The organism is Streptomyces sp. NPDC127177 (genome assembly GCF_042672475.1).
Lineage (GTDB): Bacteria > Actinomycetota > Actinomycetes > Streptomycetales > Streptomycetaceae > Streptomyces.
Map to the genome: position 1 here is coordinate 12,952 of NZ_JBHXUW010000033.1, position 21,104 is coordinate 34,055.

25 protein-coding genes and 1 pseudogene are annotated in these 21,104 nt (G+C 71.4%); 11 read left to right on the forward strand and 15 right to left on the reverse strand.

The genetic code is table 11. From position 1 onward, the window contains the following. Positions 1–83: 83 nt before the first annotated feature. Positions 84–1,361, reverse strand: coding sequence for an acetyl-CoA C-acetyltransferase (locus ACFVJX_RS20900; protein ID WP_384131159.1), 1,278 nt, complete (start codon positions 1,359–1,361; stop codon positions 84–86). A 76-nt stretch (positions 1,362–1,437) separates the two neighbouring features. Here ACFVJX_RS20900 and ACFVJX_RS20905 point away from each other — a divergent pair, with 76 nt between their 5' ends. After that, positions 1,438–2,757, forward strand: a complete 1,320-nt coding sequence (locus ACFVJX_RS20905; RefSeq protein WP_384131161.1) for a 3-oxoacyl-ACP reductase — start codon at positions 1,438–1,440, stop codon at positions 2,755–2,757. A 4-nt stretch (positions 2,758–2,761) separates the two neighbouring features. Next, positions 2,762–3,658: a MaoC family dehydratase gene (locus ACFVJX_RS20910; RefSeq protein WP_384131163.1), complete on the forward strand. Its 897-nt coding sequence runs from the start codon at positions 2,762–2,764 to the stop codon at positions 3,656–3,658. Here the strand turns inward: ACFVJX_RS20910 and ACFVJX_RS20915 are convergent. The 4 genes from ACFVJX_RS20915 to ACFVJX_RS20930 form a co-directional block, all read right to left on the reverse strand. Continuing rightward, positions 3,621–4,199: a hypothetical protein gene (locus tag ACFVJX_RS20915; RefSeq protein ID WP_384131165.1), complete on the reverse strand. Its 579-nt coding sequence runs from the start codon at positions 4,197–4,199 to the stop codon at positions 3,621–3,623. The two genes, ACFVJX_RS20910 and ACFVJX_RS20915, sit on opposite strands and share 38 nt — an antisense overlap. Then, a complete protein-coding gene (locus ACFVJX_RS20920) occupies positions 4,199–5,257 on the reverse strand; it encodes a DUF6286 domain-containing Asp23/Gls24 family envelope stress response protein (RefSeq protein WP_384131167.1) in 1,059 nt (352 codons plus the stop codon). Before ACFVJX_RS20920 ends, ACFVJX_RS20915 begins: the two co-directional genes overlap by 1 nt. Then, positions 5,254–5,439 (reverse strand): hypothetical protein, encoded by a 186-nt coding sequence (locus ACFVJX_RS20925; protein WP_384131170.1) that lies wholly within the window; start codon positions 5,437–5,439, stop codon positions 5,254–5,256. The genes ACFVJX_RS20920 and ACFVJX_RS20925 overlap by 4 nt, the downstream gene beginning before the upstream one ends. Before the next feature lie 164 nt (positions 5,440–5,603). Then, positions 5,604–6,104 (reverse strand): Asp23/Gls24 family envelope stress response protein, encoded by a 501-nt coding sequence (locus tag ACFVJX_RS20930; RefSeq protein WP_384131172.1) that lies wholly within the window; start codon positions 6,102–6,104, stop codon positions 5,604–5,606. 247 nt (positions 6,105–6,351) lie between these two features. Between ACFVJX_RS20930 and ACFVJX_RS20935 the strand changes: the two genes are divergently transcribed. Genes ACFVJX_RS20935 through ACFVJX_RS20945 form a run of 3 tightly spaced genes read left to right on the forward strand, consistent with a single transcriptional unit; the run spans position 6,352 to position 7,906 of the window. Beyond that, positions 6,352–6,942, forward strand: coding sequence for an RNA polymerase sigma factor (locus ACFVJX_RS20935; protein ID WP_384131175.1), 591 nt, complete (start codon positions 6,352–6,354; stop codon positions 6,940–6,942). After that, positions 6,939–7,562: an Asp23/Gls24 family envelope stress response protein gene (locus tag ACFVJX_RS20940; protein WP_384131177.1), complete on the forward strand. Its 624-nt coding sequence runs from the start codon at positions 6,939–6,941 to the stop codon at positions 7,560–7,562. Before ACFVJX_RS20935 ends, ACFVJX_RS20940 begins: the two co-directional genes overlap by 4 nt. Beyond that, positions 7,559–7,906 (forward strand): hypothetical protein, encoded by a 348-nt coding sequence (locus ACFVJX_RS20945; RefSeq protein WP_384131180.1) that lies wholly within the window; start codon positions 7,559–7,561, stop codon positions 7,904–7,906. The genes ACFVJX_RS20940 and ACFVJX_RS20945 overlap by 4 nt, the downstream gene beginning before the upstream one ends. Positions 7,907–7,943: 37 nt before the next feature. Here ACFVJX_RS20945 and ACFVJX_RS20950 read toward each other — a convergent pair whose 3' ends face one another. From ACFVJX_RS20950 to ACFVJX_RS20975, 6 genes are all read right to left on the reverse strand, one after another. Further along, a complete protein-coding gene (locus ACFVJX_RS20950; protein ID WP_384131289.1) occupies positions 7,944–8,576 on the reverse strand; it encodes a TetR/AcrR family transcriptional regulator in 633 nt (210 codons plus the stop codon). A 227-nt stretch (positions 8,577–8,803) separates the two neighbouring features. Beyond that, positions 8,804–10,150, reverse strand: a complete 1,347-nt coding sequence (locus ACFVJX_RS20955) for a dicarboxylate/amino acid:cation symporter (RefSeq protein ID WP_384131183.1) — start codon at positions 10,148–10,150, stop codon at positions 8,804–8,806. Positions 10,151–10,574: 424 nt separating this feature from the next. Further along, positions 10,575–10,829, reverse strand: coding sequence for a DUF4229 domain-containing protein (locus tag ACFVJX_RS20960; RefSeq protein WP_384131186.1), 255 nt, complete (start codon positions 10,827–10,829; stop codon positions 10,575–10,577). A gap of 154 nt (positions 10,830–10,983) precedes the next feature. Further along, positions 10,984–11,508: a GNAT family N-acetyltransferase gene (locus tag ACFVJX_RS20965; RefSeq protein ID WP_384131189.1), complete on the reverse strand. Its 525-nt coding sequence runs from the start codon at positions 11,506–11,508 to the stop codon at positions 10,984–10,986. A gap of 129 nt (positions 11,509–11,637) precedes the next feature. Then, a complete protein-coding gene (gene mqnE / locus ACFVJX_RS20970; protein ID WP_384131292.1) occupies positions 11,638–12,801 on the reverse strand; it encodes an aminofutalosine synthase MqnE in 1,164 nt (387 codons plus the stop codon). A gap of 78 nt (positions 12,802–12,879) precedes the next feature. Beyond that, entirely contained in the window at positions 12,880–13,335 is a 456-nt protein-coding gene (locus ACFVJX_RS20975; RefSeq protein WP_363027324.1) for an Lrp/AsnC family transcriptional regulator, read from the reverse strand. A gap of 132 nt (positions 13,336–13,467) precedes the next feature. Between ACFVJX_RS20975 and ACFVJX_RS20980 the strand changes: the two genes are divergently transcribed. Then, positions 13,468–13,602 (forward strand): hypothetical protein, encoded by a 135-nt coding sequence (locus ACFVJX_RS20980; RefSeq protein ID WP_384131192.1) that lies wholly within the window; start codon positions 13,468–13,470, stop codon positions 13,600–13,602. A gap of 11 nt (positions 13,603–13,613) precedes the next feature. Here the strand turns inward: ACFVJX_RS20980 and ACFVJX_RS20985 are convergent, their stop codons facing one another. Beyond that, complete coding sequence (locus ACFVJX_RS20985) at positions 13,614–14,279, reverse strand: UbiX family flavin prenyltransferase (protein ID WP_384131195.1); 666 nt, start codon at positions 14,277–14,279, stop codon at positions 13,614–13,616. Positions 14,280–14,377: 98 nt separating this feature from the next. Here ACFVJX_RS20985 and ACFVJX_RS20990 point away from each other — a divergent pair, with 98 nt between their 5' ends. Then, positions 14,378–15,022, forward strand: a complete 645-nt coding sequence (locus ACFVJX_RS20990; RefSeq protein ID WP_384131197.1) for a rhomboid family intramembrane serine protease — start codon at positions 14,378–14,380, stop codon at positions 15,020–15,022. On the opposite strand, the gene mqnP is transcribed toward ACFVJX_RS20990, so the two are convergent. Both mqnP and ACFVJX_RS21000 read right to left on the reverse strand, forming a co-directional pair. After that, positions 14,958–15,875: a menaquinone biosynthesis prenyltransferase MqnP gene (gene mqnP / locus ACFVJX_RS20995; RefSeq protein WP_384131199.1), complete on the reverse strand. Its 918-nt coding sequence runs from the start codon at positions 15,873–15,875 to the stop codon at positions 14,958–14,960. The two genes, ACFVJX_RS20990 and mqnP, sit on opposite strands and share 65 nt — an antisense overlap. After that, the gene (locus ACFVJX_RS21000; protein WP_384131201.1) at positions 15,872–17,329 is read right to left on the reverse strand and encodes a menaquinone biosynthesis decarboxylase; all 1,458 of its coding nucleotides are present in this window, start codon (positions 17,327–17,329) and stop codon (positions 15,872–15,874) included. The genes mqnP and ACFVJX_RS21000 overlap by 4 nt, the downstream gene beginning before the upstream one ends. A 272-nt stretch (positions 17,330–17,601) precedes the next feature. Between ACFVJX_RS21000 and ACFVJX_RS21005 the strand changes: the two genes are divergently transcribed. Continuing rightward, positions 17,602–17,997 (forward strand): PLD nuclease N-terminal domain-containing protein, encoded by a 396-nt coding sequence (locus tag ACFVJX_RS21005; RefSeq protein WP_384131204.1) that lies wholly within the window; start codon positions 17,602–17,604, stop codon positions 17,995–17,997. 9 nt (positions 17,998–18,006) lie between these two features. On the opposite strand, the gene ACFVJX_RS21010 is transcribed toward ACFVJX_RS21005, so the two are convergent. Next, positions 18,007–18,471: a MarR family winged helix-turn-helix transcriptional regulator gene (locus tag ACFVJX_RS21010; protein ID WP_384131207.1), complete on the reverse strand. Its 465-nt coding sequence runs from the start codon at positions 18,469–18,471 to the stop codon at positions 18,007–18,009. 157 nt (positions 18,472–18,628) lie between these two features. Between ACFVJX_RS21010 and ACFVJX_RS21015 the strand changes: the two are divergent. The 3 genes and pseudogenes from ACFVJX_RS21015 to ACFVJX_RS21025 all read left to right on the forward strand — a co-directional run. After that, positions 18,629–19,321 (forward strand): annotated as a pseudogene (locus tag ACFVJX_RS21015) (type 1 glutamine amidotransferase domain-containing protein); the annotation flags it as partial. Next, complete coding sequence (locus ACFVJX_RS21020) at positions 19,319–20,635, forward strand: aldehyde dehydrogenase family protein (RefSeq protein WP_384131295.1); 1,317 nt, start codon at positions 19,319–19,321, stop codon at positions 20,633–20,635. The pseudogene ACFVJX_RS21015 and the gene ACFVJX_RS21020, both read left to right, overlap by 3 nt. Next, complete coding sequence (locus ACFVJX_RS21025; protein ID WP_384131209.1) at positions 20,632–21,087, forward strand: nucleoside deaminase; 456 nt, start codon at positions 20,632–20,634, stop codon at positions 21,085–21,087. The genes ACFVJX_RS21020 and ACFVJX_RS21025 overlap by 4 nt, the downstream gene beginning before the upstream one ends. Positions 21,088–21,104 lie beyond the last annotated feature (17 nt).

The window sequence follows — 21,104 nt, forward strand, 5'->3', positions numbered from 1 at the left end:
CGTCTCGGACGCCTGACGTCTCGGACGCCTGACGTCTCGGACGCCTGACGTCTCGGACGCCTGACGTCTCGTCCCTCGACGTGTCAGGCGCGTTCGAGGATCGCTGTGACGCCCTGGCCGCCCGCCGCGCAGATCGAGATCAACCCCCGTCCCGGGGCACCCCGTTCCGCGAGGAGTCCGGCCAGGGTCGCGACGATGCGCGCGCCCGTCGCGGCGAACGGGTGCCCGGTGGCCAGCGAGGAACCGGCCACGTTGAGCTTCTCCCGGTCGACCGGGGCGAGGCCCGCCTTCTCCCAGGCGGCCAGCGTGGCGAGCACCTGGGAGGCGAACGCCTCGTGGACCTCGAAGAGATCGAAGTCCTCCACCGTCAGCCCGGCCCGCTCCAGCAGCCGCGGCACGGCGTACGCGGGCGCCATCAGCAGACCGTCCTCGCCGCCCACGTAGTCCACCGCGGCGGTCTCGTACAGCGAGAGATAGGCGAGGGGCTCGAGACTGTGCCGCTCCGCCCACGCCTCGCTCGCCAGCAGCACCGTCGCGGCGCCGTCCGTGAGCGGGGTGGAGTTGCCCGCGGTCATCGTCGCGTCCGGGTGGTCGGCACCGAACACCGGCTTCAGGGTGGCGAGTTTCTCGACCGTGGAGCCGGGGCGCAGGTTCTGGTCGCGCTCCAGACCGAGGTAGGGGACGACGAGGTCGTCCAGGAAGCCCCGGTCGTAGGCCGCGGCGAGCCGCTGGTGGCTGGTGGCGGCGAGGAGGTCCTGCTCCGCGCGGCCGATGTGCCACTGCCGGGCGGTGACCGCCGCGTGGTCGCCCATCGAGAGGCCGGTGCGGGGCTCGGCGTTGCGCGGGATGTCCGGGACGAGATGGCGGGGACGTGCCCCCGCCAGGGCGGACACCTTGGCTCCCGTCGACTTCGCCCGCCGGGCCGACAGCAGCAGCCTGCGCAGCTCGTCGTTGACGCCGAGGGGCGCGTCGCTCGTGGTGTCCGCGCCGCCCGCGATCGCGGAGTCGACGGCACCGAGCATGATCTTGTTGGCTGCGGCGACGACGGCCTGGAGACCGGTGCCACAGGCCTGCTGGATGTCGTACGCGGGGGTGCGCGGGTCGAGCCGGGAGCCGAGCACGGTCTCCCTGGCCAGGTTGAAGTCCCGGCTGTGCTTGAGGACCGCGCCCGCGGCGAACTCGCCGACCTGCTGCCCCTGGAGCCCGAACCGCTCGACCAGTCCGTCCAGCGCGGCGGTCAGCATCTGCTGGTTGGAGGCCTGCGCGTACGGGCCGTCGGAACGTGCGAAGGGGATGCGGCTGCCGCCGATGACCGCGACCCGGCGGGGCTGCGGGAGTGCGAGGGGGATCAACTCGACCAACTCATCTCGACCTACTCCTGACTCTTGAGTAACCTTACTCTGGAGTAAATCTACGACCGAGCAGGGAGTCTGGACAATGGCCGACCGCTATCTGCATTTCACCGGCACGGCAACCGGCCGATTTCTGACCCGCAGGATCGGCCTGCCGCAGCCCGCGCCGCTGCGCCGTTGGTCACTGGAGACCCAGTCGCTGACCGGCCCGGTGCTCCACCTCACCGCCGGGGACTCCACCGTCACGGAACGGATCGGCGCGATCCTCACCGCGACCGGCCTGGAGGTCACCGCGAGCGCGGACCGGCCCGCCGCCATCGTCCTGGACGCCACCGCCGTCGACACCGCCGCCGGACTCGGCGACGTGCACGCCGCCCTGCACCCCGTCGTCCGCTCGCTCGCACCGGGCGGCCGCGTCGTCGTCCTCGGCGTGCGCCCCTCCCCGGACGACCACCACCAGGCCGCAGCCCAGCAGGCCCTCGAAGGCTTCGTGCGCTCACTCGGCAAGGAGATCGGCAAGGGCGCCACCGTACAGCTGCTGCGGCTGGCCCCCGGAGCCGTCGCGGGCGCCGAATCCACCCTGCGCTTCCTGCTCTCCCCCCGGTCCGCATACATCAGCGGCCAGGTCATCGAGGTCACATCGGCCCTTCCCGACCCGGTCGCCGACTGGGCCGCCCCGCTCGCCGGGCACACCGCGCTGGTCACCGGCGCGGCCCGGGGCATCGGCGCATCGGTCGCCCAGGTACTGGCCCGGGACGGCGCGCACGTCATCTGCCTGGACATCCCGCAGGCCAAGGAGGACCTGGTGCGCACCGCCGACCGGCTCGGCGCCACCGCCCTCCCGCTGGACATCACGGCGGACGACGCGGCCACCCGGATCGCCGCCGCCGCCCCGGACGGCCTCGACATCCTCGTCCACAACGCCGGCATCACCCGCGACCGGCGGCTCGCCAACATGGCCGCCGACCGCTGGTCCTCGGTCATCGACGTCAACCTCGACAGCGTCCTGCGCACCACCGACGCACTGCTGAAGAACGGCACCGTCAACCGCGGCGGCCGGATCGTCACCACCGCCTCCATCGCGGGCATCGCCGGCAACAACGGCCAGACCAACTACGCGGCCAGCAAGGCCGGCATCATCGGCCTGGTCCGCTCGCTCGCCCCGCGCGCCGCCGCCGACCACGGCGTCACGGTCAACGCGGTCGCCCCCGGCTTCATCGAGACGAAGATGACCGCGGCCGTCCCGCTCTTCATCCGCGAGGCGGGCCGCCGGATGAACTCCCTCTCCCAGGGCGGCCTCCCCGTCGATGTCGCCGAGACGACCGCCTGGTTCGCCCAGCCCGCCTCCAGCGCCGTCAACGGCCAGATCGTCCGGGTCTGCGGCCAGAGCCTGCTGGGAGCGTGAGCCGGTGCCGAGCCTGATCCTCTCCCTGCTGCGCGGAGCCGCCACCTCCCCGTTCAAGAAGGCCGGCCGGCCCGGTGCCGTGCTGCCGGCCGACCGCCCCACCCGCCCGGCCGCACCCCTCGCCGCCGGTCCACTGGCCGCGTACCGCGACATCTGCGGCTTCACCGGACCGGACACCCTGCCGGTCACCTACCCGCACGTCCTGGCCTTCCCGCTGGCCATGCGGCTGATGACCCGGTGGAGCTTCCCGCTGCCGGTCACCGGACTCGTCCACACCTGGATCGAGATCACCGCGCACCGGGCGCTCAGCCCGTCGGACCACCTCGAACTCACGGTGTACGCGGACCGGTTGGTGCCGCACCGGCGCGGCACCGAGGTCACCGTGGTCACCGAGGCGCGACTCTCCGGCGAGTTGGTGTGGGAGTCCCGCAGCGGCTACCTCTCCCGCCACGCCCCACGCATCGGTACGGCGCCGGTTCCCCCGGCTCCCCCGGCCCCCGAACCGGAACCCGTACTCCCGGCCGTCGCCGAGTGGCGGCTGCCGGCCGACCTGGGGCGGCGCTACGGAGCCGCGTCGGGCGACCGCAACCCGATCCACCTGTACCCGCTGACGGCCAGGCTGTTCGGCTTCCCGAGGGCCATCGCGCACGGCATGTGGACGGTGGCCCGCTGCCTCGCCGAGGCACCGCAGCCGCACCCCGCCCACACCGTGCGGGCCGACTTCAAGGCGCCCGTCCTGCTGCCGGGCACCGTCACCTACGCGGCCGACGGCACCCGCTTCCAGCTCCGCGACGGCGCCGGCGACGACGCCCGCGTCCACCTCACGGGGACGACAGCGCCCGCCCCCTCGCCGGGGGAGTCCCTCAGCGGACCCGCGCCCGCCGAGGGGAACGGGCGCTGATCCGGACCCGGTTGACGACCCGGTACGGCGCGGCCGACTCCGCCGCCTCGGTGCGCAGAGCGGCGAGCGGGGCGAGAACCTCCGCCGGGTCCGTGTCGGGGGCGAGCCAGACGCGGGTGCGGACATGAAGGCGGGCGCGCCGCGCCCTGACGTCCACCCGGCAACGGGACACCCCGGCGAGCGAGGCCGTCCGCCGGGCCAGGACGTCGGCCAGCGCCCCCGAACGCACCGCGCCGCCTGCGGAGGGAAGGTTCAGGAAGGACCGCCCGCCGCCTCGGACCCGGCCGGCGCACCACCGTACGAGCAGCAGGACCGGCACCAGCGAACAGACGATGACGGCGGGCAGCCACCAGCCGTGCGTGCGCAGTCCGGCAAGCCCTTCCCGGTCCAGCAGGACACTGCCCGGCTCCGCCACGGGCCACCGGCCCGGCAGCCGGGAACCGACGGACCGGCCGGTGCCCGCCAGCCAGCCGCCGCCCGCCAGCAGGGCAAGCCCCGTCACGCCCAGCACGATCCGGTTGAGGGCCGAGCGCCGGTCCATCACGCGTCTCCCGTCGTCGGCTGCCCGAGTGGTGCCGCCCCGGAGGGCCCGGCGGCAGGCGCCTCGGGAACACCGGCCGCAGGCGGCTCGGAAACATCCGGCTCACGAGCACCAGGCCCGGCGGCATCGGGCTCGGAGGCACCACGCCCGGAAGCATCAGGCTCGGGAGGGTGCCAGACCGGCTCCGGCCGCACCCGGACACGCAGTCGCGGAGCGCGGCCCAGCAGACAGCCGGTCAGCGCCCGGCGGGCAGCCACATCGACGTCCTTCCGCACCGCCGCCGCATCACCGAAGGCCAGCCCCGCCCGGACCCTGACACTCCGGCGCCGCACCCGCACCCGCACCCGGCCCGTCCCGGCAACGCCGCTCACCGCACCGTGCACCAGCGCCAGGACCACCGAGCGGTCGACGGCCGCTTCCGGGTACGAGGCCGGCGCGGCAAGGGTCAACAGCCGCCGCTGCCCGGGAGCAACGGCCAGGACCACCAGCCACACACCGAGCAGGGCCAGGGCGGCACCGCCCAGGACCACGGGCACATCCCCCGGCCCGTGCCCCGACAGCCAGTCCACCGCACCGGTGCGCCACCCGGCGGCCGGCCGGTCCCGGACGTGCACCCGGACCACGTCGAGGCCCACGGCGCCGCAGCCGACGACGGCCGCCAGCAGGAGCACGGCCACCGGCACCCGGCGCGACGACCGGAAGCGGCGCACACTTCGGCGCGCAGGCCGCTCCTCCGGCTGCGCGACCGGTACCGGCACGGCCCGCAGAGTGAGCCTGTCGACCCGGACTTCGGCCCTGGTCACATCGAGCCCCGCGAGCCCGCGCGTGCGCTCGGTGACGTGCTCCTGGACCCGGCGCACGGTGTCGGCCAACGGCGCCGGATAGGCCACGGCGACTCCGATCCGCACCCGCGCCCGCTGCCCACGCACCGCCACCGAGCCCCGCGCCGTGGCTCCCGCGGTGTCCCCGGGCAGGGCTTCCGCCGCCGCCCGCTCCACGATCCTGCGCACCGCCCGGTCCGAGACGGTCGTCGTCCCCCGCTGCGCCGGGGTGCTCACCGGCGCCCCCGTTCGAACAGCTCGCGCAGTTCCTCCTGGCTGCCGCCGTTGTCGAGCCAGCGGCCCACCCCGTAACCGACCGAGCCGAGTGCGGCCACGAGCAGGAACGCCCCGAAGCCGCCGAACCAGGCGGCGAACGCCAGGGCCATGCCCGCGACCGTTCCGGCGGCTGCTCTGCTCATCCTGCTCACCTCTCATGCGACGGATCATGCGGCGGACGGCCGTGCCCTCGTCCCGCAACGGCCGGTGGATCACTCATCGTTCGGTGGATCACGCTTCGTCCGGTGGGCCACGCCGCGTCGGGCGGGCCGCGCCTCGTCCGGTGGATCATGGTGCGGCCCCTGAGTCACTCCACCCGGGAGTCGGCCGGGCCGGCCTCGTCGTCCTCGGGCAGGTGCACGTCGTTGACGGTGACGTTGACCTCCACGACCTCCAGACCGGTGATCCGCTCCACGGCCGCGATGACGTTCTCGCGCACGTCACGCGCCACATCCGTGATGGCCACGCCGTACTCGACGACCAGGTCGACATCGATCGCGGTCTGCCGCTCCCCCACCTCGACCTTCACACCGCGGCCGACGTTGGGGCGGCCGCCGGGCACCCGGTCGCGGACCGCGCCGAGCGTGCGCGACAGGCCGCCGCCCATGTCGTGGACACCCGGGATCTCCCGCGCCGCCATGCCCGCGATCTTCACCACGACGACATCGGCGATCGATGTCCTGCCCCGCGTCGCGGCCGGCTCGTCCGCGCCCACGGCGCCACCCGCGAGGGCAGTCGTCCCCTGGGGGGCCTTCACCGGCCGGGCGGCGGATGCGTTCTCGGCTACTGGTGCCGTCTGCGTGGTCATGAGGAAGTCCTCTCTGCAAGCTCTGCGAAGTGCTCTCATACCGACAGACCCCGACGGGAGGCATCCGTGACGCGGATTCGGGGAGATTCTTTTCGCGGCCCCACCGGCACCGGGCGGGCCGCATCCGTCCACCGGTCCCGCTCGTAACCGAGGCACGCGCAATCAGCGCCCGTGTCATCAAGGCACGCGTCACAGGACCGGAGTTTTTGTGTCCAACCCACAGAGAACCGACGAGAGGAGCCGCCCTGTGCCGGGGCCCCGCAGACACGCCGCACCAGCGACCGACGACCCGCCGGCCGACAGCGACGACGGACTGCTGACCGTGCGTGCCGCAGAGGGTGACGAGGAAGCCTTTGCGGTCCTCGTCCGCCGCCACGCGCCGACGCTGATCCGTCTGGCCACGCGGCTCCTGGGCAACGCGCCGGAGGCCGAGGACGCCGTGCAGGACGCACTCATCACCGCCTGGCGCAAACTGCCCGGCTTCCGGCACGAGTCGTCCTTCCGCACCTGGATGTACCGGATCGTGACCAACCGCTGCCTCAACGTCCTGCGCGGCCGGCGACCGGACGCACCGCTGGAGGCGGCGGACGAGGTGCCGGCGCCCGACCACGCCGTCTCGCCGACCCGGATCGCCGAGTCGCGGGCCGCCGTCGGGGAGCTCCGGACCGCGCTCTCCTCGCTCTCGCCCGAACAGCGCACCTGCTGGGTGCTGAGAGAACTGGACGGTCAGTCCTACGAATTCATCGCGGCCGCGGTCGGCATCAGCCAGGAGGCTGTCCGAGCGCGTATCTTCCGAGCACGACGCTGCCTGACACAGGAACTGGGGGCCTGGCGATGACCACCCACACCGACCCTCCCGGCCACGCACGCGCCGACGGCCCGGAGGACGAACGGCTGCCCTGCGGACGCCTCCTCTGCGATCTCTACGACACCTGGGAGCAGCAGGCTCCCGACCCGCACCTCGACGACTGCCCCCACTGCCGGCGGGCCACGGACGAGCTGGAGGGTCTCGAAGCCGCGGTCCGGGACCTGCGCGAGGAGACCGATGCCGCGGAGGCCTACGACGCCGCTCCGCTGACCCAGCGCGTGATGGACGTCGTACGGCTCGAACTGCGGCCGGGGCGACCGCTCCCGCTGGGCGAACCCGACGAGGACATCTGGATCATGGAGGCGGTCGCCGCCCGCACCGTACGCGCCGCCGCCGAGACGGTCACCGGGGTACGTGCGGGCTCCTGCCGGATCGCTCCGGACCGGCCCGGCCCGGCCCGGGTCGCCGTGGCCCTGGACATCCACGCACCCGTCACGGCCGATCTGCGGGAACTCGCCGAAGAGGTCCGCCTGCGGGTCCTGGAGACGGTGGACAGGCAACTGGGCCTCGACATCACGGAGATCGACATCCGCATCACCGACCTGCGCGAACCCACCGACCGTTCCACCGGGGAAGGAGGCACCCGATGACCCGCGACCCGGCACGGACCGCACTGACGGAGCAGGTCGCCCGAGCCGTGGAGGGCGTCGAAGGAGTGGCATTCCTCAGACCGGGAGTGGCACAGCTGCTGCGCTCGGCGCTGCCGCCCGTCGCACGGCCCACAACCGCCGCGCACCACTCGGGCGTGCGGCTCAGCCGGGGAAGCGGCGCCTCGCCCCGGCAGATCGACATCCAGATCGTCGCCCGCCGCGAGGCCCGCGCGCTGGACGTCGCCAGGGCCACCCGCAAGGCCGTCGAATCCTGCCTGGCCACGGTGGTCCCGGCGGAGGCCGCCGCCGTACGCGTGGCCGTGACCATCACGGGTCTCGCCTGAGGCCGGGGCCATCCGCCCGGATCGGCCCCATCGGACGCTACGCGCGCCCGGACTGACCCCGCGGCTGCCAGGGACGGCCGTTCATAAGGTTCTCCAGGCCCGCCCAGGAGAAGTTCATCAAGGTGGCCGCGGCCTCCTTGGCCGAGACGCCCGGAGTCTCGTTCGCCCAGCCGGCGAGCGACTCCGCGGCGCCCACCAACGCCTGTGCCAGCCCCGCCACATCGTGGTCGGGAAGCGCCGGATCACGGTGCACCTCGCGCGCCGCGGCCCCGATCAGACCCGTCACGAACGCAACGATCTCCTCACGCATCACGTTCACCTCGGTGGCGAACGGCTCCCCGTGCGTGCGCGCCTGCCGGTACAACACCGCCCAGCCGTCCGGGTTCTCCGCCGTGTGCGTGAAGAACGCCCGCAGCCCGGCCCACAGTTGCCGGTCGGCGGGCAAACCCGGATCGGCGCCCGCCTGTACCGCCTCGACCAGCGCTTTCGCCTCACGCCTGATGCAGGCGGAGAAGAGCTCGTCCTTGGAATTCAGGTAGAGGTAGACCAGCGGCTTCGACACCCCGGCCAGCTCGGCGATCTCGTCCATCGAGGCCGCCCGGAACCCGCGCTGCCCGAACGTCCGTACTGCGGCATCCATCATCTGCTGCTCACGCACCGCGCGCGGCATCCGTTTGCTCTTCACAGCACCCACGTCGACTTCCTCCCACCCCCGTGCGCCACTCCCCGGTAAGACTACGGCGCGGGCCCGGATCGCGTCGTACGCACCGGGCTCCCGGCCGGCCCCCTGGCCGGATCCCCCGCCCGGTGCCGCCGGCCCGGCCGCGCACGCACGTGGGCCCCTCCTCCGCATCGGAGAAGGGGCCCACGTGGATGTCGCGCAGAGCCGGGGTGGGATCAGGCCGGAACCGGCACCCGGTCCGACTCGGTGTCGCGCACCTCGGCGTCGTCGACCGGGGAGGACGAGGCCGAGTTGTACGCGTCGTGGTCGAGGATCTTCTCGCGGGCCGCGACGATCACCGGGACCAGAGCCTGGCCCGCGACGTTCGTGGCCGTCCTCATCATGTCCAGGATCGGGTCGATGGCCATCAGCAGGCCGACGCCCTCCAGCGGGAGGCCCAGCGTCGACAGCGTCAGGGTCAGCATGACCGTGGCGCCGGTGAGGCCGGCGGTGGCCGCCGAACCGATCACCGAGACGAACGCGATCAGGATGTAGTCACCGACACCCAGCTGGACGTCGAAGATCTGCGCGATGAAGATCGCGGCCAGCGCCGGGTAGATCGCGGCGCAGCCGTCCATCTTGGTCGTCGCACCGAACGGGACCGAGAAGGAGGCGTACTCCTTCGGAACGCCGAGGCGCTCGGTGACCTGCTGGGTGACCGGCATGGTGCCGACCGAGGAGCGCGAGACGAAGCCCAGCTGGATCGCGGGCCAGGCGCCCTTGAAGAACTGCAGCGGGCTGACCTTGGCGACCGTGGCGAGGAGCAGCGGGTAGACGCCGAACATCACCAGGGCGCAGCCGATGTAGACGTCGGCGGTGAACGTCGCGTACTTGCCGATCAGGTCCCAGCCGTAGTCGGCGATGGCGTAGCCGATGAGGCCGATCGTGCCGATGGGGGCGAGGCGGATGACCCACCACAGGGCCTTCTGGAGGAGCTCCAGGATGGCTTCGCTGAGGTTGAGGATCGGCTGGGCCTTCTCACCGAGCTGAAGTGCGGCGATACCGGCGACGGCGGCCATGAAGACGATCTGGAGGACGTTCAGCTCGGTGAACGGTGTGATCACGTTCTCCGGGATGATGCCCGTCAGGAAGTCGAGCCAGGAGCCGGCGTGCTCGGGGGCCTGGCCGTCCTTCGGGGTGAGGCCGGTGCCGGAGCCCGGGTTGGTGATCAGGCCGATCGCGAGGCCGATGGCGACCGCGATCAGTGAGGTGATCATGAACCAGAGGACGGTGCGGCCGGCCAGCCGGGCGGCGTTGTTGACCTTGCGCAGATTGGTGATCGACACCAGGATCGCGAAGAAGACGAGGGGCGCGACGGCCAGCTTCAGCAGCTGGACGAAGATGTGGCCGACCTTGTCGAGCGTGGTGTAGAGCCAGTTGATGTCCTGGCTGCGGGCGAGCCAGCCCAGCAGCACACCGAGTACGAGGCCGGCGACGATCTGGGCCCAGAACGGGACCTTGGGTATGCGGAAACCGGAGCCGGAGGGCTCTTCGGTGGTGGCGGACGCGGGGTTCGCGGACACGGACACACTCCAGATGTGACGCATCGGGACGCACGGGGACGGTGTGCGTTGCGGGGGACGGGGGTGCGGCGCCCGTGTCGGGGACGGCGCCGCTGCATGATGCCGTTCAGACGATGCGGCAACAGACCGCGGACATACAGCGGCAGAGATCGACATGCAGGCGCTCCACGAGCGGGATGCTCGCGGCAGGGTTGAGGCGCACAGCTGTCTTCATGTCGAACACGTTAACACTTGAACTTTGAGAAGCTCAAAGGTCTTCTTTGGGCTCGAACCGGCCCCGGAACGGCCCCGCATCGCGGGTGGAGATCGCCAACGGGCCCTGGGAGCACGAAAACCCCAGTACGGGAGCGTTGGCTCCGGCGCTGGGGTTTCGAGAAGAATTGGGGTGAGTGTGAGGGAGCTTACATTTCCCTTACGGAGTGAACTACTGGGTGACGCTGTCCTCGCGGGTCCGGTTCGCCTCGAGGCGGGCCTTGGTCCGGTCGACCGTGGAGATGATCTGCTCGGACATCTCGTCACGCTGCTTGCGCAGCAGGACGTAACTGAGGGGCGCCGACAGCACGAGGGCGAGCAGGACGACCCAGATGATGTTCGAGCCGCCCGCACCGGACGGCAGCAGCCCGAAGTTCACAGCCACGGCGGCGAGCGCGAAGCAGCCGACGAAGATACTCAGACGCATCGCGGTGTACCGGATCGTTGCGCTCGGCTTTGCAGCGGACACAGCTCGCCTTCTCTCTACGTGACAGTCCTGCCCGTCCAGTGAAGCATGCCCCACAATCGATCAGTTCGGAGGGCTCCGGCAAGCGCCGGGCGGCGAGCCCGGCCGGCCGTTCTCAGTGGAGCGGCAGCAGCATGATGATGTCGTCGCGGTCGTCCCCGTCGGCCACCCGGATCGCGCCCGGCACCCGCCCGACCTCCTTGTACCCGCAGGAGGCGTAGAAGCGGTCGGCGCCCGTGCCGCCGCGGCAGGTGAGCCGGATGGCCTCCACGCCGTCGATGGTCCGCGCGGCGTCGGCGGCCGCCGCCATCAGGGCGCGTCCGTATCCGCGGCCCTGGTGGCGGGGGTGCACCATCACCGTGTAGGCCCAGATCCAGTGCGCCATCAGCCGGTGCGTGTTGAGGGTGAGGAAGGCCGTGGCGGCGACGGCGCCCTCGTCGTCGTAGCCGACGAGGAGCCGGGTGCGGCCCTCGGCGATGGCGGTGAGGTGCTTGACCAGATCGGGCCGGACGTCCTCGACCGAGACGGGCGGGACGAAGCCCACCGCGCCGCCGGCGTTGGACACATCGGCCCAGAGTGCGGCGACACCGTCCCGCAGGGGCCTGTCGAATGAGGGGTCCAGTTCAAAAGTAAGTGCCATACGGGCAGATTAACTATTACCCGCCCGGCCCTCAAGCCCCGTCCGAAACGCGAGAAAGCTCCGGCCGGGGACGGCGGCCGGAGCTTTCGTGGAGCATTACAGCACTGCGCGCGCGGGGCGCGCGCCGGTTCAGACCCGCATGGGCTGCGGCGACTCGCGCCGTTCCGCGTCCGGGCCCGGGTACTCACGGATGATCTCGTACCGGGTGTTGCGCTCGACGGGCTGGAAGCCCGCGTCACGGATCAGGTCCAGCAGATCCTCACGGCCGAGCTTGTTCGGCGTGCCGTAGTTGTCCGCGTCGTGCGTGATCTTGTACTCGACGACCGAGCCGTCCATGTCGTCCGCGCCGTGCTGGAGCGCGAGCTGGGCGGTCTGCACGCCGTGCATCACCCAGAACACCTTGACGTGCGGGACGTTGTCGAAGAGCAGCCGGGAGACCGCGAAGGTCTTCAGCGCCTCCGCACCGGTCGCCATCGTCGTCCGCGCCTGGAGCTTGTTGCGGATCTTGCCGTCCTTCATGTCCACGAAGTCGTGCTGGTAGCGCAGCGGGATGAAGACCTGGAAACCACCGGTCTCGTCCTGGAGCTCACGCAGCCGCAGCACGTGGTCGACGCGGTGCCGGGGCTCCTCGATGTGCCCGTACAGCATCGTCGCCGGGGTCTTGAGCCCCTTCTCGTGCGCGAGGCGGTGGATCCGCGACCAGTCCTCCCAGTGGGTGGCGTGGTCGACGATGTGCTGACGGACCTCCCAGTCGAAGATCTCCGCGCCGCCGCCGGTCAGCGACTCCAGACCGGCCTCGATGAGCTCGTCGAGGATCTCGGAGGCGGAGAGCCCGGAGATGGTCTCGAAGTGGTGGATCTCGGTGGCGGTGAACGCCTTGAGGGAGACCTCGGGCAGCGCTTCCTTCAGCGCGCTCAGCGAACGCGGGTAGTAGCGCCACGGGAGGGTGGGGTGCAGCCCGTTGACGATGTGCAGCTCGGTGAGGTTCTCGCCCTGCATCGCCTTCGCGAGGCGGACGGCCTCCTCGATGCGCATCGTGTACGCGTCCTTCTCGCCCGGCTTGCGCTGGAACGAGCAGTACGCGCACGAAGCGGTGCACACGTTGGTCATGTTGAGGTGACGGTTGACGTTGAAGTGGACGACGTCGCCGTTCTTGCGCGTGCGCACCTCATGGGCCAGACCGCCGAGCCACGCCAGGTCGTCGGACTCGTAGAGCGCGATCCCGTCCTCGCGGGTCAGCCGCTCGCCGGCCCGGACCTTCTGCTCCAGCTCGCGCTTGAGTCCCGCGTCCACTAGGGCGCCTCCCATTTCTCTACGTAACAGACTTCGCTCACGGTACTCCCCCGTCCGGCGCGGCCGGCGGACCCCCCGTCAGCCCTCCTCGGGCAGCTCGCCGACGCGGTTCTCCCACTTCGTGGAGAGCACGATCGTGGTCCGGGTCCGCGAGACGCCCCGGGTGCCGCTGAGCCGTCGGATGGTCTTCTCCAGGCCGTCCACATCGCCGACGCGCACCTTGAGCATGTAGGAGTCGTCGCCCGCGATGAACCAGGCGTCCTCGATCTCGGCGAGGTCCTTCAGCCGGTGCGCGACGTCCTCGTGGTCGGCGGCGTCGGAGAGCGAGATGCCGATCAGCGCGGTGACCCCGAGCCCGAGCGAGGCGGCGTCGACGGTGGCGCGGTAGCCGGTGATGACACCGGCGGTTTCCAGCCGGTTGATGCGGTCGGTGACGCTGGGCCCGGAGAGCCCCACGAGCCGCCCCAGCTCGGCGTACGAGGCCCTGCCGTTCTCCCTGAGGGCCTGGATGAGCTGCCTGTCCACCGCGTCCATGTGACTGGAACCTTCCATTATTCAGCAATATCGCGAGTCTACGTGTAGAATCTAAGGCATGCAGGCGTCAGAGCCTGTAAAACTTCCCGAACATCCAAAAAATGCTTTCGAATCTTCAGGAGTGAAAACACCGTGTACACGATCGAGATGGCCTACGCCCGGATGCGCGAGCTGCAGGACCTGGCCAACCGCTCGCGTGCCCATCAGCCCGCCGCTGCCCACCGGGTCGACAGGACCCGCATCCCGCGCGCAGCCAAGAAGCGCTGACCCCGGCCGGGTCAGTCACGGGAGCCGCCACCGAGCTCTCCCTCCCAGCGGCGGTACAGCCGGTGCGGCACCCCCGCCGCGTCCAGCACCCGCCCCGCGACGAAATCCACCAGATCCTGGATGTGCGTCGCACCCGCGTAGAACGCCGGAGAGGCGGGCAGCACGACCGCGCCCGCCTCGTCCAGGGTCACCAGATGCTTCAGCGTCTGACCGCCGAGCGGGGTCTCGCGCACCGCGACGACCAGCTTCCGCCGCTCCTTGAGCGTCACGCTCGCGGCCCGCTGCAACAGGTCCTTCGAGAGCCCGAGCGCCACCCCGGCCACACAAGCCGTCGAGGCCGGAACGATCAGCATCCCCTTCGCCGGATACGAACCCGAGGACGGCCCCGCCGCCAGGTCACCGGCCGGCCAGTGCCGCACCCCGGACACATCGACGTCGAAGGTGTGCGGCTTGCCGTCCGCACCCCGTGCCAGCCAGCCGCGCAGGTCCTCCCGCCAGTGCGCGTCCCGGAAGGCGATCCCGGTCTCGTCCAGCAACGTCAGCCGCGAGGCCCGGCTCACCACCAGATCGACGCTCTCCCCCGCGGCCAGCAGACCGCGCAGCACCGCGGCGGCGAATGGTGTGCCCGAAGCGCCCGAAACCCCGACAATCCAAGGTTGCCGCTGGTGCTGACTCACTGAAATCCCGGAATCCACAGACCCGAGCCTATCCGGCACCCGCCACCCGGAACCGAGTCAGGGGCTCCGTACGTTCCGGGGACGAGGGGGGTGTGGTCATGACCGTCATGGAGACACGGACCGGAACCCGGGCCCTGATGGCCGGTGCGCTCATGCTCGGCTGGGTCGGGCTGCTCTGGGTGCTGGAGGGCATCGACCTCGCGACCGGCCACGGCCTGGAAAGTCACGGCATCAGCCCGCGTGAACCGGGCGAACTGCTCGACATCGTGCCCGCCGCCTTCCTGCACAGCGGCTGGCCGCACGTCGCCTCCAACAGCGTCCCGCTGCTGGTCCTCGGCTTCATAGCCGCCCTCGGCGGACTGCGCCGCTTCGCCGGTGTGGTGCTCACCGTGATCGTGGTCGGCGGCCTCGGCGTCTGGCTCATCGCCCCGGAGAACACGAACACGCTCGGCGCGTCGGGCGTGGTCTTCGGTCTCTTCGGCTACCTGCTGGTCCGCGGCTTCGTGGACCGCCGCCCGCTGGACGTGGTCGTCGGCCTGATCATCGCCGTGGTGTACGGCTCGCTGCTCCAGGGCGTCCTGCCGACCGACCCGGGCGTCAGCTGGCAGGGCCACCTCTTCGGCCTGATCGGCGGAGCGGTCGCCGCGTTCGTCCTGCGCCGCGGCGGCAGCCGCCCGCTCAGACCGTCAGGCCCCGCACCAGCAGATCCAGCAGGGCACACGCGAACAGGGCGATTCCGATGAACCCGTTGACCTGGAAGAACGCCCGGTCCAGCCGCGACAGATCGTGCGGCCGCACCACCCGGTGCTCGTACACGAAGGCCACCGCGACGACCACCATGCCGATCCAGTAGAAGAGCCCCGCCCCGGTGGCCAGCCCGAACCAGACCAGCAGGCCGGTCGTCACCACGTGGCAGACCCGCGCCCCCCACAGCGCGGCCGGGATACCGAAGCGCGCCGGGACGGACAGCACCCCGTGGGCCCGGTCCGCCTGCACGTCCTGGCACCCGAAGATCAGGTCGAAGCCACCGATCCAGATACCGACGGCCAGACCCAGTATCACCGCGTCCCACGACCAGCTCCCGGTCACCGCGAGCCAGGCCCCGACCGGCCCCATGGCCTGGGCGATCCCCAGGATCGCGTGCGGGTAGTGCGTGAACCGCTTCCCGTACGGATAGACCACCATCGGGACGACCGCGAGCGGCGCGAGCGCCAGGCAGAGCGGGTTCAGCAGGGCCGCCGCACCGAGGAAGACGACGACGGCGACGAGCGCCCCCGTCCACGCCGACCTCACCGACACCGCGCCCGTCACCAGCTCACGGCCCGCGGTACGCGGGTTACGGGCGTCGATCTCCCGGTCGATGATCCGGTTCGCGGCCATCGCGAAGGTCCGCAGACCGACCATGGCCACGGTGACCAGCAGCAGCGTCACCCAGTGGATCGACCCGTCGTCCTGGAACATCGCGGTCAGCGCGGCGATGAAGGCGAAGGGCAGCGCGAAGACCGAGTGCTCGATCATCACGAGCCGCAGGAACGCCTTGACCCTGCTGTTCGGTTGCGCGGGGCCGGAGCCCAGAGTCGCTTCGGCGGCGCTCACAGTCCGTATTCCTTCCACCGGCGGTCGACCTTCGCCGCCGTCTCCGGATCGGACTCGACCATGTCCGGCCAGCCCCCGTCCCGGGTGTAGCCCTCCTCGGGCAACTTCTTCGTCGCGTCGATACCCGCCTTGCCGCCCCAGAACTGCTGGTAGGAGGCGTGGTCGAGATGGTCGACGGGCCCCTCGGCGACCGTGAGGTCCCGCGCGTAGTCGGTGTTGCCGAGCGCGCGCCAGGACACCTCGTGCAGATCGTGGACGTCACAGTCGGAGTCCACCACGACGATCAGCTTGGTCAGCGACATCATGTGCGCGCCCCAGATGGCACTCATCACCTTCTGGGCGTGCTTCGGGTACTTCTTGTCGATCGAGACGATCGCACAGTTGTGGAAACCACCGGACTCGGGCAGGTGGTAGTCCACGATGTCCGGCACGATGATCTTGAGCAGCGGCAGGAAGAACCGCTCGGTGGCCCGCCCCAGCGGTCCGTCCTCGGTCGGCGGCCGGCCCACCACGATCGACTGGAGCAGCGGCCGCCTGCGCATCGTCACGCAGTCGATCGTCAGCGCGGGGAACGGTTCCTGCGGCGTGTAGAAGCCGGTGTGGTCGCCGAACGGCCCCTCGGGCAGCGTCTCGCCGGGCTCCAGCCATCCTTCGATGACGACCTCGGCGTTGGCCGGGACCTGGAGCGGCACGGTCTTGCAGTCGACCATCTCGATGCGCTTGCCCTGGATGAACCCGGCGAAGAGGTACTCGTCGATGTCCCCGGGCAGCGGCGCGGTGGAGGCGTACGTCACCGCGGGCGGCGCGCCGAACGCGATGGCGACGGGCAGTCGCTCCCCGCGCCTGGCGGCGACCTGGTAGTGGTTGCGGCTGTCCTTGTGGATCTGCCAGTGCATCCCGATGGTGCGGCGGTCGTGGCGCTGGAGCCGGTAGAGCCCCAGGTTCCGCACTCCGGTCTCGGGGTGCTTGGTGTGGGTGAGCCCGAGGTTGAAGAACGAGCCGCCGTCCTTGGGCCAGGTGAACAGCGCGGGCAGCTGGTCCAGGTCCACGTCGTCGCCGGTGAGGACGACCTCCTGTACGGGGGCGTTCTCGGCCTTCACCTTCTTCGGTGGCACGTGCACCATCGTGCCGAGCTTCCCGAAGGCTTCCCGGACGCCGACGAAGCCGTGCGGCAGCTCGGGCTTGAGGAGCCCGCCGATCTTGTCGCTGATCTCGGCGTAGGACTTCAGCCCGAGCGCCTTGAGGAGCCGCTTGTCGGTGCCGAACACGTTCATGGCCAGGGGCATCGAGGAGCCCTTGACGTTCTCGAAGAGCAGCGCGGGCCCGCCGGCCTTGTTCACCCGGTCGACGATCTCACCGACCTCCAGGTAGGGGTCGACCTCGGCCTTGATGCGCTTGAGCTCGCCCTCGCGCTCCAGAGCCCGGAGGAGGGATCGAAGATCGTCGTAAGCCATGCCGTCCAGTTTGGCATCCTCCCCGGCGTCGGCTGCCGGGGCTCCCCCACCTCGGCCGTCGGCCGGTGCGGTTGCGCACCGGGAATCCCTCGCCGGCTCGCGCGTGTTCGCCTCCGTGCGGGCGGCCGCCCGCGCGGCCGAACCGTAGCCGGACCTGCTCGCCGCCCGTTCGCGCCTGCTCGCCGTGGGGCGCAGCTGACACCGGTTACCCTGGGCGGTCACCGGGTCGGGGCACATGCCCCGCCAACTCTCTTCGGGGGGACTCTTCCACCATGCTCCGGGCCCTGATCTATCTTCTGCCGCTGGCGCTGACGATCTTCGCGTTCATCGACTGCCTGAACACGCCGGAGGAAGAGGTCAAGCACCTGCCGAAGGTCGGCTGGGTCTTCATCATCCTGCTGTTCTGGATCGTCGGCCCGATCGTGTGGCTGGCCGCGGGCAAGGTGCGCGAGGTGTCCGAGGGGAGCCGTGCGTTCTCCGGCCGGCGCGGGCAGTGGGTGGCGCCGGACGACAATCCCGAGTTCCTCAAGTCGCTGAAGGACGAGGACAAGCAGGGCGGGGCCCGGAGCGAGGAGTCGCTCCTCAAGGACTGGGAGGCGGACCTGCGCCGCCGGGAGGACGAGCTCAAGCGGCGCGAGGGCGGGCCGGAGGCGCCGCCCGCCCCGTAGCCGGGCGGATCACGCGTACAGCAGCTGCCCCAGCCGGTTGAGCAGGGGCAGCAGCGTTGTGCGCTCCTCGGGCGTGAGTGCTTCGAGCGCGCCGTGCACGGCGCGCATCTCGGCGCGGATCGTGTGGGCGAGTGCGGTGCCCTCGGGGGTGCGGCTCGCGACCTTGGAGCGGCGGTCGCCGGGGGCGGGGGCCCTGCTGACCAGGCCGCGGGTCTCCATGCGGCTGATGAGGCCGGTGGCGTTGGAGGCGTCGCAGACCAGGTGGGCGGCGAGTGCGCTCATCGGCATGGGCTCGTTGAGCGCTATCAGCGCACGCGCCTGGGAGGTGGACAGGCCGTGGCGGGCGGCGACGGCGGTGAGGTCGTCGTGGTGACCGCGGACGACGAGGGCCAGGGGCTCCAGGAGGTCGTCCGGGGCCGGGGCGGCTCGATCGTCCGGAGCAGTGACGGCGCGGGGCGTCGGTTCGGTGGTCATGGTCGGCCATTCTTCGATCGGCGTCTGCCGACTTTTATTTGACATGCTCAACCGTTGGCAGTTACATGGATTGAGTTGCTTGAGCATATCAAGTTCTTGTCCCGAGCCGACACCGCGTTCGCTCACCGCACCCCGTTCGTCGCAGGGAGTACCCCCCATGCCCTCCGTACTGTTCGTCCTCACCGGCGCCGACCACTGGACCCTCAACGACGGCACCACTCACCCCACCGGGTTCTGGGCCGAGGAACTGGCCGCACCGCACCGGGTCTTCACCGAGGCCGGATACGCCGTCACGCTCGCCACCCCGGGCGGCGTCACCCCCACCGCCGACTCCGGCAGCCTGACGGCCGCCGCCAACGGCGGACAGGAGCAGGCCGACGCCGTCGCCGCTTACCTCGACTCGATCCGCCCCGAGCTCGGCGCCCCGGCCCGGCTGGAGGACATCCGCCCCGACCGCTACGACGCCGTGTTCTACCCCGGCGGCCACGGGCCCATGGAGGATCTGGCCGTGGACGAGCTGTCCGGGCGGCTGCTGACCACCGCACTCGACTCCGGCATCCGGATCGGTGTCCTGTGCCACGGGCCGGCCGCGCTGCTCGCCGCCCGCCGCGAGGACGGCGGCCGGCCCTTCGCCGGCTACCGCATGACCGGGTTCAGCAACGCCGAGGAGACCATCGGCGGGCTCGCCGACAAGGCCCCCTGGCTGCTGGAGGACCGGCTCGTCGAACTGGGCGCCGACTACACCGCCGCCGCCCCCTTCACACCGCACACCGTCACCGACCGCACGCTGCACACCGGCCAGAACCCGGCCTCCTCCGAGCAGCTGGCCCGGGAGATCGTCACCGCGCTGGCCCCCGTCGAGTCCCCCGCCGAGACCGTCGACCGGCTCCGCGCCACCTTCCGCACCGGCCGCACCAAGAGCCTCGACTGGCGCACCGGCCAGCTCCGGCAGCTGCGCGCACTGCTCACCGAACGCGGTGACGAGCTCGCCGACGCGCTCCGCGCCGACCTCGGCAAGAGCCGCAAGGAGGCGTACCGCACCGAGATCGACTTCACCATCCGCGAGATCGACCACACGCTGGAGCGCCTGGCCGACTGGCTGCGCCCCGAGCCCGCCCCCGTGCCGGCCTCACTGGGCGGGGCGAGGGCCCACACCGTGCAGGACCCGCTCGGTGTCGTGCTGGTCATCGCGCCCTGGAACTACCCCGTGCAGCTGCTGCTCGCCCCGCTCGCCGGTGCGCTGGCCGCGGGCAACGCGGTGGTGGCCAAGCCGAGCGAGCTGGCGCCCGCCACCTCGGCCGCCGTCGCGCGGCTGCTCCCGCGCTACCTGGACGAGGACGCCGTCGCCGTCGTGGAGGGGGCGGTCCCCGAGACGACCGCGCTGCTCGCCGAGCACTTCGACCACATCTTCTACACCGGCAACGGCACGGTCGGCCGGATCGTGATGACCGCCGCGGCGAAGAACCTCACGCCGGTGACGCTCGAACTGGGCGGCAAGTCGCCGGTGTTCGTCGACCGGGGCACGGACCCGGCCAAGGTCGCGGGGAGGCTCGCGGCGGGCAAGTTCCTCAACGCGGGCCAGACGTGCGTCGCCCCCGACTACGTACTGACCGACCCCGAGACGGGCGCCGCACTCGCGGAGGCGCTCGCCACCGCCGTCGAGGGCCTGTTCGGGGCGGACGCCTCGACGCACCCGGAGTACGGGCGAATCGTGAACCGTCGCCACTTCGACCGGCTGACGGGCCTGCTCGGCTCGGGCCGCACGGTGACCGGCGGGACGTACGACCGGGACGCCAAGTACATCGCGCCGACCGTCCTGGCCGATGTGGCGCCGGACGCGCCCGTGATGCGCGAGGAGATCTTCGGTCCGGTGCTGCCGATCGTCACGGTGGACGGCCTGGACGAGGCGATCGCCTTCATCAACGACCGGGACAAGCCGCTCGCGCTGTACGCGTTCACCGATTCGGACCCGGTACGCGAACGACTGGTCGCCGAGACGTCGTCGGGGGCCGTCGGGATCGGGCTGCCGCTGGCCCATCTGACCGTGTCGGACCTGCCGTTCGGCGGGGTCGGCGAGAGCGGAATGGGCAACTACCACGGCCGGTACTCGCTGGAGACGTTCAGCCACCGCAAGGCGGTCCTGGACACCCCGATGCCCTCATGAGCACGGCCGGCCGGGACGCGGCGTGGCTGTCGACCGCACTGGCCGAGGCCCGCGCCGGCCTCGCCGAGGGCGGCGTCCCGATCGGCGCCGCCCTGTACGGGGCGGACGGTGCGCTGCTCGGCCGGGGCCGCAACCGCCGGGTGCAGGACGGTGATCCGTCGCTGCACGCGGAGACGGCCGCGTTCCGGGCCGCCGGCCGGCAGCGCTCGTACCGGGGCACGACGATGGTGACCACGCTGTCGCCGTGCTGGTACTGCTCCGGTCTGGTGCGGCAGTTCGGGATCTCGCGGGTGGTGATCGGTGAGGCCGTGACGTTCACCGGCGGTCACGACTGGCTGGCCCGGCACGGGGTGGAGATCGTGCTGCTCGACGACGCGGAGTGTGCCGGGCTGATGCGCCGGTTCGTGCGCGAGCACCCCGCTCTGTGGAACGAGGACATCGGCCAGGAGTGATCACCTGCGCGGACGGG